Origin of the sequence: Pseudoxanthomonas kaohsiungensis, assembly GCF_010211765.1 — a bacterium.
Taxonomy (GTDB): domain Bacteria; phylum Pseudomonadota; class Gammaproteobacteria; order Xanthomonadales; family Xanthomonadaceae; genus Pseudoxanthomonas; species Pseudoxanthomonas kaohsiungensis.
The window spans coordinates 50,326-63,882 of sequence record NZ_PDWO01000007.1; the positions used below are offsets into that span (position 1 = coordinate 50,326).

The 13,557-nt window shown below is 66.9% G+C and carries 21 protein-coding genes; 1 reads left to right on the forward strand and 20 read right to left on the reverse strand.

Annotated elements, in window-relative coordinates:
- Window positions 1–25 precede the first annotated feature (25 nt).
- The 5 genes from CSC66_RS09045 to CSC66_RS09065 form a co-directional block, all read right to left on the reverse strand.
- The gene (locus CSC66_RS09045) at window positions 26–697 is read right to left on the reverse strand and encodes a hypothetical protein (protein ID WP_162377077.1); all 672 of its coding nucleotides are present in this window, start codon (window positions 695–697) and stop codon (window positions 26–28) included.
- Window positions 698–715: 18 nt separating this feature from the next.
- Entirely contained in the window at window positions 716–1,372 is a 657-nt protein-coding gene (locus CSC66_RS09050; RefSeq protein WP_162377078.1) for a hypothetical protein, read from the reverse strand.
- 94 nt (window positions 1,373–1,466) lie between these two features.
- A complete protein-coding gene (locus tag CSC66_RS09055) occupies window positions 1,467–1,931 on the reverse strand; it encodes a hypothetical protein (RefSeq protein WP_162377079.1) in 465 nt (154 codons plus the stop codon).
- The gene (locus CSC66_RS09060) at window positions 1,912–2,247 is read right to left on the reverse strand and encodes a hypothetical protein (RefSeq protein ID WP_162377080.1); all 336 of its coding nucleotides are present in this window, start codon (window positions 2,245–2,247) and stop codon (window positions 1,912–1,914) included. Before CSC66_RS09060 ends, CSC66_RS09055 begins: the two co-directional genes overlap by 20 nt.
- Window positions 2,248–2,331: 84 nt before the next feature.
- A complete protein-coding gene (locus tag CSC66_RS09065; RefSeq protein ID WP_162377081.1) occupies window positions 2,332–2,571 on the reverse strand; it encodes a hypothetical protein in 240 nt (79 codons plus the stop codon).
- A gap of 123 nt (window positions 2,572–2,694) precedes the next feature.
- On the opposite strand from CSC66_RS09065, the gene CSC66_RS09070 reads away from it, so the two are divergent.
- Window positions 2,695–3,024 carry a hypothetical protein gene (locus CSC66_RS09070; protein WP_162377082.1) on the forward strand — a complete coding sequence of 110 codons (330 nt, stop codon included), beginning with the start codon at window positions 2,695–2,697 and terminating at the stop codon, window positions 3,022–3,024.
- Between the two features lie 4 nt (window positions 3,025–3,028).
- On the opposite strand, the gene CSC66_RS09075 is transcribed toward CSC66_RS09070, so the two are convergent.
- The 15 genes from CSC66_RS09075 to CSC66_RS09145 all read right to left on the reverse strand — a co-directional run bounded on the left by CSC66_RS09075 (window position 3,029) and on the right by CSC66_RS09145 (window position 13,551).
- Window positions 3,029–3,511 (reverse strand): ADP-ribosyltransferase-containing protein, encoded by a 483-nt coding sequence (locus CSC66_RS09075; RefSeq protein WP_162377083.1) that lies wholly within the window; start codon window positions 3,509–3,511, stop codon window positions 3,029–3,031.
- Window positions 3,493–4,407: an ADP-ribosyltransferase-containing protein gene (locus tag CSC66_RS09080; protein WP_162377084.1), complete on the reverse strand. Its 915-nt coding sequence runs from the start codon at window positions 4,405–4,407 to the stop codon at window positions 3,493–3,495. Before CSC66_RS09080 ends, CSC66_RS09075 begins: the two co-directional genes overlap by 19 nt.
- On the reverse strand, window positions 4,389–5,258 hold the full coding sequence (locus tag CSC66_RS09085) for an ADP-ribosyltransferase-containing protein (protein ID WP_162377085.1): 870 nt from the start codon (window positions 5,256–5,258) through the stop codon (window positions 4,389–4,391). The genes CSC66_RS09080 and CSC66_RS09085 overlap by 19 nt, the downstream gene beginning before the upstream one ends.
- 47 nt (window positions 5,259–5,305) lie before the next feature.
- Window positions 5,306–6,142: an ADP-ribosyltransferase-containing protein gene (locus tag CSC66_RS09090; RefSeq protein WP_162377086.1), complete on the reverse strand. Its 837-nt coding sequence runs from the start codon at window positions 6,140–6,142 to the stop codon at window positions 5,306–5,308.
- Window positions 6,124–6,840, reverse strand: a complete 717-nt coding sequence (locus CSC66_RS09095) for an ADP-ribosyltransferase-containing protein (protein WP_162377087.1) — start codon at window positions 6,838–6,840, stop codon at window positions 6,124–6,126. The genes CSC66_RS09090 and CSC66_RS09095 overlap by 19 nt, the downstream gene beginning before the upstream one ends.
- Entirely contained in the window at window positions 6,822–7,934 is a 1,113-nt protein-coding gene (locus tag CSC66_RS09100; RefSeq protein WP_162377088.1) for an ADP-ribosyltransferase-containing protein, read from the reverse strand. Before CSC66_RS09100 ends, CSC66_RS09095 begins: the two co-directional genes overlap by 19 nt.
- Window positions 7,916–8,524, reverse strand: a complete 609-nt coding sequence (locus CSC66_RS09105) for an ADP-ribosyltransferase-containing protein (protein WP_162377089.1) — start codon at window positions 8,522–8,524, stop codon at window positions 7,916–7,918. The genes CSC66_RS09100 and CSC66_RS09105 overlap by 19 nt, the downstream gene beginning before the upstream one ends.
- Window positions 8,506–9,078: an ADP-ribosyltransferase-containing protein gene (locus tag CSC66_RS09110; RefSeq protein ID WP_162377090.1), complete on the reverse strand. Its 573-nt coding sequence runs from the start codon at window positions 9,076–9,078 to the stop codon at window positions 8,506–8,508. Before CSC66_RS09110 ends, CSC66_RS09105 begins: the two co-directional genes overlap by 19 nt.
- On the reverse strand, window positions 9,060–9,524 hold the full coding sequence (locus CSC66_RS09115) for an ADP-ribosyltransferase-containing protein (protein ID WP_162377091.1): 465 nt from the start codon (window positions 9,522–9,524) through the stop codon (window positions 9,060–9,062). The genes CSC66_RS09110 and CSC66_RS09115 overlap by 19 nt, the downstream gene beginning before the upstream one ends.
- A 109-nt stretch (window positions 9,525–9,633) precedes the next feature.
- Window positions 9,634–10,350, reverse strand: a complete 717-nt coding sequence (locus CSC66_RS09120; protein WP_162377092.1) for an ADP-ribosyltransferase-containing protein — start codon at window positions 10,348–10,350, stop codon at window positions 9,634–9,636.
- Window positions 10,332–10,643 (reverse strand): hypothetical protein, encoded by a 312-nt coding sequence (locus tag CSC66_RS09125; RefSeq protein WP_162377093.1) that lies wholly within the window; start codon window positions 10,641–10,643, stop codon window positions 10,332–10,334. Before CSC66_RS09125 ends, CSC66_RS09120 begins: the two co-directional genes overlap by 19 nt.
- 31 nt (window positions 10,644–10,674) lie before the next feature.
- Window positions 10,675–12,039 carry a hypothetical protein gene (locus CSC66_RS09130; RefSeq protein WP_162377094.1) on the reverse strand — a complete coding sequence of 455 codons (1,365 nt, stop codon included), beginning with the start codon at window positions 12,037–12,039 and terminating at the stop codon, window positions 10,675–10,677.
- Window positions 12,020–12,643 carry a hypothetical protein gene (locus tag CSC66_RS09135; RefSeq protein WP_162377095.1) on the reverse strand — a complete coding sequence of 208 codons (624 nt, stop codon included), beginning with the start codon at window positions 12,641–12,643 and terminating at the stop codon, window positions 12,020–12,022. Before CSC66_RS09135 ends, CSC66_RS09130 begins: the two co-directional genes overlap by 20 nt.
- A gap of 48 nt (window positions 12,644–12,691) precedes the next feature.
- A complete protein-coding gene (locus CSC66_RS09140; RefSeq protein WP_162377096.1) occupies window positions 12,692–13,225 on the reverse strand; it encodes a hypothetical protein in 534 nt (177 codons plus the stop codon).
- Window positions 13,222–13,551, reverse strand: a complete 330-nt coding sequence (locus tag CSC66_RS09145) for a hypothetical protein (RefSeq protein ID WP_162377097.1) — start codon at window positions 13,549–13,551, stop codon at window positions 13,222–13,224. Before CSC66_RS09145 ends, CSC66_RS09140 begins: the two co-directional genes overlap by 4 nt.
- Window positions 13,552–13,557 lie beyond the last annotated feature (6 nt).

Genomic DNA, 13,557 nt, shown 5'->3' on the forward strand with positions numbered 1-13,557 from the left:
ATGTGTGGTCGGGAATCGGTTGGGATCAGGGGCGCATGCCGCTGGTGGCTTCCAGCTCGTCTTCGCCCTGCTCCGCGATCGCAGGCGCCGCACGCAGGGCGTCGAAGGCCGTCAGCTCCCTACGCACGTCCAGCGCAAGGCTGAGAACCTGGTTGTAGTCGTCGCCGTCAGGCGCCTTCTCGGCAGCGTTCAGCCGGGCGTCGTGCGAGAGCATCCCGCGCAGGGCGTCGGCGAAACGCGCAACGAACTTCTGCTCGTAGTAGCGGGCAGCCGCGGCGGCCTTGTGGGCCAGCGCGTCCGGGTCACCGAAGGGCAGCGTCAGCGCCGGCGCGCCGACCGCGTAGATGGGCTTCAGGCGATTGTGCTCGCGTCGCGCATCGGCGTACTGCTCCGCTTTCAGGTTCACCAGCATGGCGATCTCTGCCGGTGAGGCATCACGACCGTCCAGGCTGACGATCGTGCTGTCGCCCAGCGTGAGGCTCACGTAGCGACGGCGATCGCCGTCAAGTTCATACCCCACGTGCAGACGCCGCGTGCCATCAGGGATGGTCGTGCCGCCCAATGCGCCCACGCCCACGAATGAGCGGCGCACCGAGCTGAGCTCTTTGTTCGGGCCAAGCGAGTAGGCCGGTTCCCAACCGTGGTTGTCGATCAGGGCCTGCAGGGTCAGGTCGGAGTAGTGCGGCTGGGTGCTCATCAGCGGGGTTCCTTGCGATCAGGGGCTGGGCTTGCTGTCGGCCGCCAGTGCGGCTTCCACGTCGAACTGCGCCCACGTGGAGGCGTCCTCTTCGCCATTCGGATGCGAGGACACCGACAGGCCGTCGCCATGGATGCGCAGCTGCAGCGCAGCGCCGCCCACGGAGATCCACAGCGCCTCACCGTCGGCGCCGCCGTCGGGCACCTGCAGGACGTAGTTGTTGGAGTTGAGCGGGTCGGTGGGGCTCTCGGCGACCAGGGCCAGGCCACCGCGCTCCGCCTCGGTGGGACGCGCCAGCAGGCGGAGCTCACGACGCGACGCCACCACGACGCGGCCGTCGTCGCACTTGACGCGGGCACCATTATCCGCACACGGCTCCAGAACCTGGGCCAGCACTTCCATGGCCTTGTCGTCCTCGACATCGCAGTAACCGACCCAGTCCGCCGCTTCGGGCCGCCAATCCGGCGGCTGGACGGCGCCCAGCTGTGCCTGGGCGTAGCGCACATGAGCCCACGCCTCGTCGGCCCCCGGAAGAGACGGATCCTCTTCTCCATCGTCCTTGTACCCGGACAGATCTTCGGCACGGCTCTCGGCGTAGCCCAGGACGTTGGCCAGCGCCAGCATCAGGCGTGCCTGCTGCAGCGAGGATGGGGGAGAAATTCGGGTGGCAGTCATGGGCGGCACCGGACGGGAGACGGGTCCAGATTACCGCATAGTCTAACGATAGTTAAAGCCCTATCAGGGGCGAAAGTTCAGAGCAGGTAGCGTTTTAGTACCTGGGGGCCGGGGCTGATGGCTCGAAATCCACCACGTGGATCAGCGCAGGGTCGAGCACCCCGAACGTGTTATGTCCGACACCCTCCTGGTCCCGCTCGCGGAACGCGACCACCTGGTATCCCAGCTGCTGCAGGGCGGCCACATCATCGGCCTCATCCAGCATCGGCCACAGGCCGGCCGGGTCGAGCATTCCGACCTCCTCGCCAAACCGGGCCTCCAGGACGGCGTAGGCCTGAGGGTCATTGAAACCCCAAGCCCCTTCTCGCAGATCGAGCGTCTTGGCCGGCAACAGCTCAACGACCGTGACCTCCCGTCCGAAGGTCCGGGCGAACTCCGGCTCGTCGGTGAAAAAGCATGCCAGCGACTGCACCTGGTACGTCCGCCCCAGCGTGTGGCGCTGGCCAGGCGCGGGGGCAAAGACATCCCGCAGCCGGCTGCTACCGTGGTACAGGCGCATGCGAGTCTTCCGCGGGCGCCGCGAACTCGATCTGGTAGAGCTTGCCGGAGCGGGCGTCGGTCGGGGTCCGATCGGTCAGGCTGACCACGGCGGTCGGCGCGTCCGCACCTGGGGGGAAGTTCACCACCGTCAGGCTTCCCTTCGCCGGCAGCTGGGGTTCGGTACCCCAGCCCTTCATGATCAACTCGGTTTGGAGACGGGTGGCCAGGAACGGCAGTCCGATCGGCAGCAGCCCAAGCGCAGCGGCCTGCTCCACGAGCGGCGAGGCAGGTGCCGGCACCTGCCCGACCACGAACGACTGAAGATCCACGTGCATGGCCGACTCCGACGCTGCTGACCGCTCTACTGTACTGCGACTTTGGTCATAGTGACCAGCTCATGGAATCGCTCTGCGACTGCGTCAACCCCGCTCGCGCAACAACTCCCACTGCGCGGGCACCAGCGCACGCCGCGGCTGGGCCACCAGACCGGTGACCGCGCCGTTGGCGACGGTGTGCATCTGCTGCAGGTAGACCTGATCGGCCCTGCCGGCGGCTGCGGGAGCGTCGGCCAGCGGGACGTAGTGGGGCTGCCGCAGCTCAGCAGTGGCCACTAGGGCCAGCGCGAGAGTTTGGCTGCGGTCGAAGGTAAGGTATTGCATGAGCGGTCTCCCGGTACGGGCTGCCGGGTGGCCTCCCTACCCCTATAGACCCGGCGAGAGAGCGCTTTGATAAGCCCGCCGGCCGATCCCACCTGTTGAGACCGGCCGGCGTACCATCGCCGCATGGAGTGGAAGTGGCGCGGCGTGCACCTGAACGATACCGGCACCCCGACGGTCCTGGAGATCGAGGGCGTGGGCGTGGTGCGCCTGATGGAACGCGTCGATCACAGCTGGTTCGCGATGCTGGACTACCACCTCAGCGGCTGGACCCACAACCGCGACTGCAGCTCCTACGACGGTGGCCGCCGCGGCGCTGAGATGTGGGCGCAGCGGCACCAGGAGCGCCTGCTGCGGCAGGTGCGGGAGAAACGCGCCGAATGGGCTCGCCTGAGCGATTCAGGCACTTCCGGCAAGGACAGGCTCCCCCGCAGTCAGCGCAAGCGCTGGCTCTAGCCGGCTACATCGCCGGCGCAGCCGGCTCCAGCTCGTCGATGAGCGTTACGCTCACGATCTGCACCTGGTCGGGCGACAGCGCTACCCACTGATCGGCAACGCGCCCCCCATGTTCGGGGACATCACGGATCACCAGGCCGTCGAATCCTTCCGCCCGCGCGGCAGCGACCGCGGCGAACTCGCGGGCGAAGGAATGCAGCGCGCCGTTCATGATCTCCGACGCATGGATCTGCTTGGGGTTGCGGATGGCCAGCACCGCCCCGATGACCCGGCCGTCCTCGCCGGTGGATTCCTGGGCGCTGTGGGCGAACTGGCGGGCCACCTCAAAGTCCGGCGTAAAGAAGATCCCGCCCACGACGCCGTCGTAGGTCGAGGGGACGAACGCGTCGAAATCATCGGCCGTACCGTGGTAGACGAGCAGCGGCAGGCCTTTGGCGCACAGCGCCTTGCTTCCGGTGAACCACCCCTCTACGGCTTCGGCATGCACGGCTCATCCTCCAGCTCATGGACAGCCAGGTGCTCGACCACCTGGACCTGCCCCGGATCGAACGCCACGTACTCCGGCGGGCCATCCGGGTGCAGATAGAGCACGGCGCCGTCGTAGCCACGGGCCCGAAGGAACGCCTCTGCGTCGCCGACCTCAAGCACGGCGAACTCGGCGGCCGTCCTGGCGATGTAGGGCCGCTCGATGCGCAGGTGCGCAGCGGTCACGGCTACGCCGTAGGTCTGCGCGATCGCCAGGTCCGGGGTGAAGAAGAAGGCCTGCGGGAACAGGTTCTCGCCGCGGTCATCGCCGAAGCCCTTGCGGAACTGCGGCCGCGCCTGCTGGGACCCGTGATAGAGCATCAGGGCCGGGTCCACGCGCGTGGCCGCGCACGCCGGCGCGAGCACTTGACCCCGCCAGAACGCCTGCTCGAAGTTGTCGTGCAGGGGCGTCCCGCCCTCCTGCGGTACCAGCGACCGCCGGATGCTCTCCACCTGTCCCGGATCGAGCTCGTGAGCCCGCAGCGGCCCGAAGAAGACGTGCACGGGCACTGGTACGTCGCCGGCAACCTGGGCAATCGCCTCCATGCGATTGCGGCCTTCGTGCGATCGCACACGCGGCGGAGTGCACCGCAGGTCCACGTCGAGGAACGCCGGCGCCAGCGCGGCGCCGGCGGCGATCTGCTCAACCATGTAGTCGGCCGAGCCCCGTTCGGGCTTGGGCCTGGCCAGCTGCCGGAAGCGCGAGGGCCGCATCATGGCCACCACGCCCTTGTAGTCGACGTTGCCGTTGTCGGGCACGTTGCCGATGCCGTCGACGGCATCAAAGCGCACCGGGCCCACGCTGCATGTGCCCTGCGTGTTTGCCGGCGACGGCGGGCTCAGAACTTCGGCGTGCATAGCGCCTCTTCCTCGTCCTCTTCCACCACCGGCGCGGCGCGCTTGAACGCCACGCGCGGATCGGCTGGGTCGAAATCCCCGCGGTTGCGCGTTGCCGACTTGATCTGCTCGGGCTCGAAGGCCAGATACATGTCGAACTCGCCTTCGCGATCCTCCATGCTGCGGATCAGCAGGCCGTCATGGCCGTCCTTGCGTGCCTGCTCCACGAAGTGGATCACGTAGTGCCGCGGCAGAATCCAGTCCTCGCTGTCGTCAGCCTCCGGATCGTTCTCCAGGTCCCACATCCGATCCAGGTCCGCCTGCGAGATCTCCAGAGGGTTGGCGATGCTCAGGTAGTACGCCTGCGGCGTCCCGAAGCTGGCTGCATGCTCCCGATCGGCCACGAACCAGTGCGCCTTGTCGCCCGCCTTGCTGAAGTCGAAGGCCTCGAACAGAGCCGGCGTGCCGTGATGCACCACCAGCGGCTTGCCCTCGGCATCGAGCACCTTGCTCTGACCGAACCAGGCCCGGAACTGGGGCGTCTGCGTGACGTCCTCGGCGATCGCGCCGATACAGGGCACAACCGGAACCGGGATGAGCCCGGTGAGGTCGATGTACTCGGCCGTCGCCGCACCGCTGGCGCGCATGGCCGCCAGACGGTGCCGCCCGTCCAGCAGCATCCCACTCGTGGCGATCAGGGGCGGTAGCGCCTGGCCCTGCATCGCACTCACGTAGGCCGCATCCCGGCTGTCGCCGTGGGTGTGCACGAGCGGTGCAGCTGGAAAGGCGCTCAGGGGAGCCACGCGGAGCGGCAGGGTCGGCGGTACCCTGGCTCCGCCTTCCTCGATCAGGTCGGTCAGCAGTACGCGCATGTCCTCCGGAAGGGCACTGAATGCGATCGAGGTTCGCTGGGCCGGCGTCAGAATCGTGGGGTGCATCGTTCCTCCTCTTCGTCTTCTTCCATGTCCGCCTGCGGTGCGGCGGCGCGCTTGAACGCAATCCGGGGGTCTTCGGGATCGAATGCCCCGTTGTTGGCGATGGCGGACTTCACCTGCGTGCCATCGAGGACCATCCACGTTGTGCTTTCCACGTGCATGTCGAGCTTGCGATCGAACCGGCGGCCTTCTGCCAGGCGCGGGTTGTACTTCACCGTTTCGCGCATCTTCACGCCGTCGTAGCCCAGCTGACGCAGCACAGTGCGCATCTCCGGGCTGTCCAGGTGCGAATGCAGCGGCATGTCGTCGTGCAAGCAGTCCTCCAGCTGCCGCTCCTGGAAGCTGCAGCCACGCCTGCCCGGCATGCGGAAACCACTGCTCCAGGTCTCGCGCTGGACGGGGTCGGCCTGCACCTGTTCCCACCACGCAAGGGACGACGACTCCATCAGTTCCAGTACCGCGCCGAAGCCGCTGGGCTTTACGCCCATCAGCTGCAGGAACTGGCTCACGCGCATCTGGTCCTGCGGCGTGTGCGTGGCCAGATCCAGCGGGTTGGATACCGCCAGGTAGGCGGGCACCAGCTGGCTCCCCTGCTTGATCCTGGCATCACTGCGGCGGCCACCGCCGACGAAGACGGTGGCCAGCCTCACGTCCTCGGCGAACCAGGCGCCGGATCGGAAAGCGTCGATCGGCCAGCGCGTGCCGTGATACACCGGCCGTGGCCGGCCGTCGGGATCGACCACCTTGCTCTGGCCGAACCACCGGCGGAACGCATCGGTGTGCGTCGGATCGGCCGGCGCGGTCAGAACTTCGGGCTGCACCGGTCCTCCTCATCATCATCCGTGGTGCAGGACGCTGACGCGGCGCGCTTGAAGGCCACGCGCGGATCCTGCGAATCGAACGCGCCTACGTTCGCCACGGCCTTGACCTGGCCGGGCTCAAAGGTCACGTAGCTGACGTGCGTGCTGCGGCCGCGCACGTCGGTATCCGGGTAGATCAGGCCATCAAAGCCCTGCGCGATGGCGTACTGGATCAGGCTGCCGTTGTCGTGCACGATCGCGTGGGCGATGCCTTTGCGGCGTCCGTACTCCGTGCTGACGGACACCGGGCAGCCGCGGGCAGCCGAAAGCACCTGCTCGACTTCTTCGACGCTGGCGCCCAACAGATCCAGCGGGTTCTGCATGGACACGTACACCGCCGTCACGGTCTCCACGCCGTCGCACTGGCCAGCGTAGCCCTGCGCCACCCACTCGTCGTCCGTGAACCAGACGGCGCCTGCCACCTTCTCCAGCTGGCGGCGCTCGGCTTCTACCACACTCCGCGGCAGATCCTTGGTGTTCGCATCGAACCGGGCCAGCCGCTCAGGGCCACTCATGACCTGCTCCAGAGGCCGGTTGCTGCCGTGATAGACGACCAGCGGCCGGCCGTCGTCGTCCACAGCCTTGGAAGCACCGAACCACCGGCGGAACGCGTCGGTCTGCGTCAGATCGTCCGGCGTAGTCAGAACTTCGGGCTGCATCGGTCTTCCTCCATCTCCGGGAATGCCTCGGCCAGCAGCTCCGGGCGTACGCCCACGATTGCCGGTAGCGTGGCCTTGCCGCGCAGCACCGTCGCCGTGGCTCGGTGGTAGCCATCCCACACGTGGCCGGCTTGGCCGTCGTCCATGATCACCACCGGCAAGATCACATCCTGCGACTCCAGCTCGCTCCAGCGCCCGCCAGAGCCTGCCTGCTCCTGTTCCCACCACTGGCGGTCCGGCAGGCCAGCCAGGCGCGCCACGGGGTAGTTGTCGACGATCAGCCAGCGAAGCTCGTCGGCGGGCGCATAGCCGGCGTCGCCGGCGGCCTGGTTCTCGTACTGGACGCTGGCCGCCTCCTCCTCCTGCTGAGCGCTGGCCAGCTGTGGCCGGTCGAGCCATGCCAGCGACGGCGGCGAGCCCCCGCGCTTGAATGCGATGCGCGGATCGGCCGCATCCCAGGCGCCGCAGTTGACCACCGACTTGACCTGCTCGGGCCTGAAGGCAATCCACATGTCCTGTGCGGGACCGTCCACCTGCGCATCGGCGCGGGTCTCGGATAGCAGGATCCCGTCGTAGCCGTGGGCCTCCAGGTGCCGACGAAATCCCACGCCATCAATGCGACCGTCCTCGCCGACGAAGCCGGCGGCATCGGCATCGAGCATCATGGCCACCCAGGCGTCGAGCCTGCCGTGGAACTTGGCCGGGTAGTCGCTTCGCGCCCAGCCCTTGCCCCTGATGCGTGTCAGCAACGCGTTGCCGCGATCGAGCTCGCTCGGCACAACATCCGTGCCCCAGTAGTGCTTCGGACGCTGCAGCGACAGGTAGGCAGGCACCAGATTGGCGCCGGGGATGTACGGGCCCACGTACATCCCCGCGCCCGCTTCGTCCGGTCGGCTTGAGAAGAATGCCCCGACGTCATTGATGCCGGCGCTCGCGCCCTGCTGCGGGATGTGGAACGCCTCGAAGTTCCTGTGCGTGCCGTGATAGACCACCACCGGCGCACCACTGTCGTCGATCACATGGCTTTTGCCGAACCAGCGCCGGAAGGCATCGCTCTGGGTCGGCCCAGGCGCCCTTAGAATTTCGGACTGCACACTGCCTCCTCTTCTTCCGGGGCAATGGCCACCGCCGACCGCTTGAATGCGATCCGCTTATCATTCGGATCCCAGGTGCCGCGGTTGACCACCGACTTGATCTGGCTCGGGCTGAAGACCAGGTACTGGTCGTACACGCGCTCCCGGCGCTGGCCGTCTTCCAGCCCGCTGAAGTCAGGAATTCCACGCAGGATCATCCCGTCGTGCCCAGCGTCCTGCGCCTGGTAGGCCACCTCATCCAGCGCCGTCCAGTCGATCTCGCCGGAGCGATCGGTCAGGTGTTCCCGAGCCCAGTCCAGGTCGATCACCATCGGATTGACCAGCTGCAGGTAGGCGGCGATAACGCGCCGGTCCTCCACTTCCTGATCGTCCTCCACCTCCACGATTGCCGCATAGGCCTGAGCTGCTGCCAGGTCGTCGGTGAAGTAGTAGGCGTTGCCGCGGCAGTTGTAGAACGCCTCGAAGGTGGATGCCGTGCCGTGATAGACCACCAACGGCTCGCCCGCGGCGTTCACCGCCTTGCTTGCACCGAACCAGCGCCGGAAAGCGTCGCTCTGCGCCGGGAACTGCTTCAGAACTTTGGGCTGCACATGGCCTCCTCTTCGTCCTCATCACCGGGTGTGGCAGACGAACGCTTGAACGACATGCGCGGATCCCCCGGATCCCACGTGCCGCGGTTGGCCACCGCCTTGACCTGCTCGGGGCGGAAGGCAACGTAGGTGATCGAGTTCGCCGCCGGATCATCCAGGTCGGGATCCGTCAGAACGGCGCCGTCATAGCCCATTTCTGACAGTCCTTCATTCCCGATGAGGGCATGATGGATTCCGCATTCTGTAACGCCGTTGAGCCATTCGCGCCACGTCATGCGAATCGGGTTGATGAGCGAAAGATGGGCAGCAACCACCCGGCATCCTTCACCGCCGAGATCACCGCCGTTGGCGTAGAAGCGGGCCGTCTCCTCGCGCTCAGCGAAGAAGATGCCTTCCTCGCCAACGCGGAACGCGTCGAACGGACCGCTTTGCGTGCCGTGATACACCACCAGGGGTGCGCCAGAAGGGTCGACAACCTTGCTGGCCCCGAACCATCGCCGGAAAACACTCGCATCCGTTGGTTCAACAGGCGCGATCAGAACCTCGGCGTGCACTGGTCCTCCCTTTCTGCCTGATCGACGACCGCCGCCGGGAAGCGCTTGAACATGATGCGTGGGTCGGCCAGGTCGAATGTGCCGACGTTGTCGACGGATTTGATCTGCTCGGACGAAAACGCGACCCACTGGTCGGTACAGCGATCGCTGTGCTCCGGTACATTCCGTATGAGCATTCCATCGAAACCCTCCGCCCTTGCCTTGGCAATGGCGTCGAACTCCGCATACAGGGAGTGGATGCCGTCGGACATGATCGCGTCGGCCTCCACAATCTTCGGGTTCTGGATCGCCAAGTACACGGCGACCACCGTCTCGACGGCGGTGTCTTCGCTTTCGTCCCGATCGAATGCGTCCTGCGCGAACAAGGCGGCGACCTCCTCTTCGGGCGAGAAGAAAATGCCGCCCAGCCCCTCGCCCATGATCGGTGGGTAGAACTCCTCGAACACCTGCGACCGCCGTGGTACACCACCAGCGGCAGGCCAGCTGCATCGACCACCTTGGACTGGCCGAACCAGCGGCGGAACTCCGCGGTGGCCGTCGGGTCAGCCTGCAGGCTCAGAACTTCGGCGTGCATCGCGCCTCCTCGTCATCCAGCTCGACGACTTCCGCCTGCGCTCGCTTGAAATTGATTCGAGGATCCTCGCGGTCGTAGCTGCCCACGTTGGCCAGCGCCGACTTGATCTGCCCCGGCTCCAGTGCGATCCAGGCGTCCTGCTCCTTGAACTCCGTGCTGCGCCCGCGCGGGTCGTGCGTGACGCGAATGCCGTCCCGGCCGGTGGCGGCCAGCCAGGCACGCAGCGCGTTGACCTGGGCCTCACCAACGGTGGCGATCGCACGCTCAGTCAGGCCGGGGCGACCCGGTACCGGCCGTTCACCGTTCTCGTCGTAGCCTTCCCAGGTTCCGGCCAGCATGTGTGCACGCCGCGCCATCATGGCGAACGTGGTGACGTACGGGCTCTGGATCGAGAGGTAGACCGGGTAGACGTTGTCACCGTACATCGCGGCGCCCAGTTCGTCGGCACGTGTGCTGAACCAGGTGCCGACCGTGTCGAGCCGGTGCCGGGCGCCGTTGAAGCGCACCACGGCCAGGCGATCGAACGCTTCGATGTTCTGGCCCAGGCCGTTCCGGTGTGCAGGCGTGCCGTGGTAGACCACCATCGGCGCGCCGTGCGCATCGACCACCTTGGATGCGCCGAACCAGGCCCGGAAGGCGTCGGTGTCCAGGTGGACCGGGAGCACCGGCCGCGATTCGATCACGGCTTGGGCTGGCATTCCTCGTCCTCGTCGCCGTCCACGCCGCCGATGGCGGCCAGGGCCTGGTAGCAGACCGCATCACCATGCTTGTCGAACAGCTCGCGCATGATCGGTCCCAGCTGTTCGCATTCGGCCTTGGTGAACGCCGGCCTGCCATCCACGCCGGTCACGAGCTGTTCCGGAGAATCCTCCGGGTGGAACATCAGCCCTCGTGCATGCATTGCGTCGAACCAGGCGCGCATGCCTTCGACCGTGCTGGTGTCGCAGTCGGGAATGCGCGAGGTCGGGATTGGGACGTTCGGAGTCGGCATCGTGGATCTCTTGTGTTGTGGTGGGAGGGCGCTACGGGGCCATGCTGCAGGCGGCTTCCTCGGGCTCTGGCTCTATGGCCGCGGCCGGCGCCAGCGACTCCAGCCATCCACCGAACTTCAGGTGGGTCACGTCGGTGACCGGTGTGTCGTTGAACATGCGGTGTTCCTTGACTTTGAAGCTCGCCGCGAACGGCCGCCCGCCGCTCTCCAGCTTCTGCAGCTCGCTCGGGGGGGTGGCCGTCTTCCAGCAGAACTCATTTCCGGATGCGTCCTTCATCACCACGCGGTACTGCATGCCCCACGAGGTGTCGGTGGCCACGACCCGCAGCACGGCCAGCGGCCGCTTCATCGCCTCGCCCGGCACGCCCTGGTGCGTGGACACCTGTTCCCCGCCGGTCACGTTTCGCTGCAGGTTAAGCATGCGCAGATAGCCGGGAACCGCGCCGGCGACGTAGGCCAGATGCCGCGCTTCGGACTTCAGCGAGTCCGCGGCCAAGAGGGCCTTGACGGTCATCGCATAGGTCTCCTGCGGCTCATGCTCGGCGTACCACTGCACGATGCCGTCCGCCATCTGGCCCAGGCGCTCGCGCGACTGGTCGAACTCGTCCCGGGCCTGTTGGCCTTTCTTGAAGTACCAGCCCATCGACTCGGCCAGCTTGTAGGTGGGCGCTTCCATGCGCTCGCTGGCGCGAGCAGCCGACACGAAGCCGAACTTCTCGACCAGGAAGAGCGTGTTGATCAGGTAGTCACGCACCGGCGTGCGAGCGGCGCCGAACGGAACCGCGGTCTTGAACGGATCGAACTCCTCCTCACGCACGAACGTGGCCATCTTGGCCAGGAACAGCGCCTGGGCCGGATCCACGCCCGTGAAGTCCTCCACGCACGTGCTGCCCACTTCCTTGTACTGGCCGGACTGGGTGTCCTTCAGCACGAATCCTAGCTTGCGATTACGCTGGGCGTTGCAGTGTTCGCAGCAGATCGGCTTCCCGGCGCGGGCCATGATCTCGGCCATGTCCTGCGGGTCGCGGCTGGCGGCGAATGCCAGCGCGCCCGTCGGCGAGGCTTCCAGCTGCGCCATTACCTGCCAGTTGCCCAGCTTGATGATCGGGTACTCCAGCTCGATCTCGTGCATGTGCACGATCCGGTCGCCGTAGGAGGCCGTGCCCCACACCCGTTCCAGCCAGTGCATCGTTCCGTGCTCGTTGCTCTCGGTCAGGGCGCGGTAGCGCTCGACCGTGTCCGACAGCACGGTGACCAGCGGCACGCCGAAGCGCTCGCCCTTGCGATTGAGCGCGTCCAGGCGCTTGCGGAAGTCCGCCATTCCCCACTCGGGGACGACGACCCGCGAACGCAGCAGATTGGCTGTGGCCGGCTGCTCAGGGGCGGGGGCGGTCATGATCATCCTCGTCGTCGCTGTTCTCCACGCAGACCCGCGGTGCGACACCATCGAGCTGCGCCTGGACGCGGCCGACAACCTTGTCGGCCAGTTCGGCGTAGGTGTCGGCCACCACGAAACTGGACGTCCCGAACAGGTCCACGTGGCGGCCCTTGCCGTCCGAGGTGAGCACCTGGGTCGGCACGAAGGCCCTCACCTTTCGGGTAGACAGGCGGATCTCCAGATCCAGCGCTTCCGCGGCTGGCGCGCTTCCGCGCGTGGGACGCAGGTACAGCGACGCGTCCTCGTTGAGCTGCAGCTGGCCGGCGATGAACTCGCGGAAATGCCGGTCGTTGTGATAGCGCGAGTCGGTCAGCTCGTAGCCGGCCGGAACTACCAGGCGCGCCTTGATCGCGTCCAAGGTCTGGATGGCCTGGGTGAGCATCCGCTGCCCGATGGGCTGCAGCACGGGCAGGTAGTCCTTGTACTCCCGCTTGGCCTTCACCAGGTCGGGGCCCTTGGCACGGGAGATGGAGCCGGGCTGCACGCGGCGCAGCAGGCGCTCAAACTGCTCGAAGGCCAGCTGCCCTTCCAGGTCCGCGTTGTCGGAGGCTGCATCGGTCATCGGAACTCCTTGCGGGTGCGTTATGGGTACGGAGCGGACTGGCGGCCTCTACGGGCGCGGCCTGCTCTCGGCGTCTTCGTCGTCGGCCTGCTCGACCGAGCCTGACGTCTGTGTCCACCGCAGGCGGATACCCTCTTCCGCGATGCGGACGATGTCCGACATGGTGTCGCTGAGCGGCCCGAAGGCCTTCAGCGCCGGGTGATCGAACTCACCGTCGATCCGCGCCTTGATCGCCGCCAGGTGGTCGTAGGAGACCCCCTTCTCCTCGACATACGGGTCGATGTTCTCGTAGCGATTGGCGGCCTGCTGGCGGCGGTTCTCGGCCGAGATCTCTTCGGCCGTGATCGGCCGCATGGCCTTTCGCGGCGCGCCATCCACGGCGGCGGCATTCTGATCGTAGGACGCCAGGGCGGCGCTGCACTCCTGCAGCGCCGCCGCGGCCTGTTGCATGGTCAGGCCGTTCTCCGACAGCGTCGCGTCATCACCTTTACCGCGCATTGCAACAACGCGATTGAGCGCCATGGGAAGCGCCACGCGCAGCGCGTCTGCCACGCGGCGACCCGTATCAACGCCGCGGTTCATGCGGCCAACTTCCGGCCGTTCAGGACCAGCTCCAGCGCGTCGTACGGATCTTCGCCGTCCACCACGTTGGCGAACCAGGCGGTCAGCAGCTCGCGATCCTCCAGGTCACGGTGCTGGTCACCGGTGAGCTCCACTTCCTCGCGCCGACCGTGGCCGAGCAGGAAGGTGACGGTGGCGCATACCGTCTCTCCGTCGGGTTCGTGCGGCGACCAGGCCGTCTCGCCGTACTTGCGGAAGTTGCGACCGCTGTCGGTCGCGCAGTAGTGGGTGGTGCTGTCGCATCCGTCAGAGGTGAACGTCTGGTAGGTGATGTTGGCGCGGGACATGGAGTG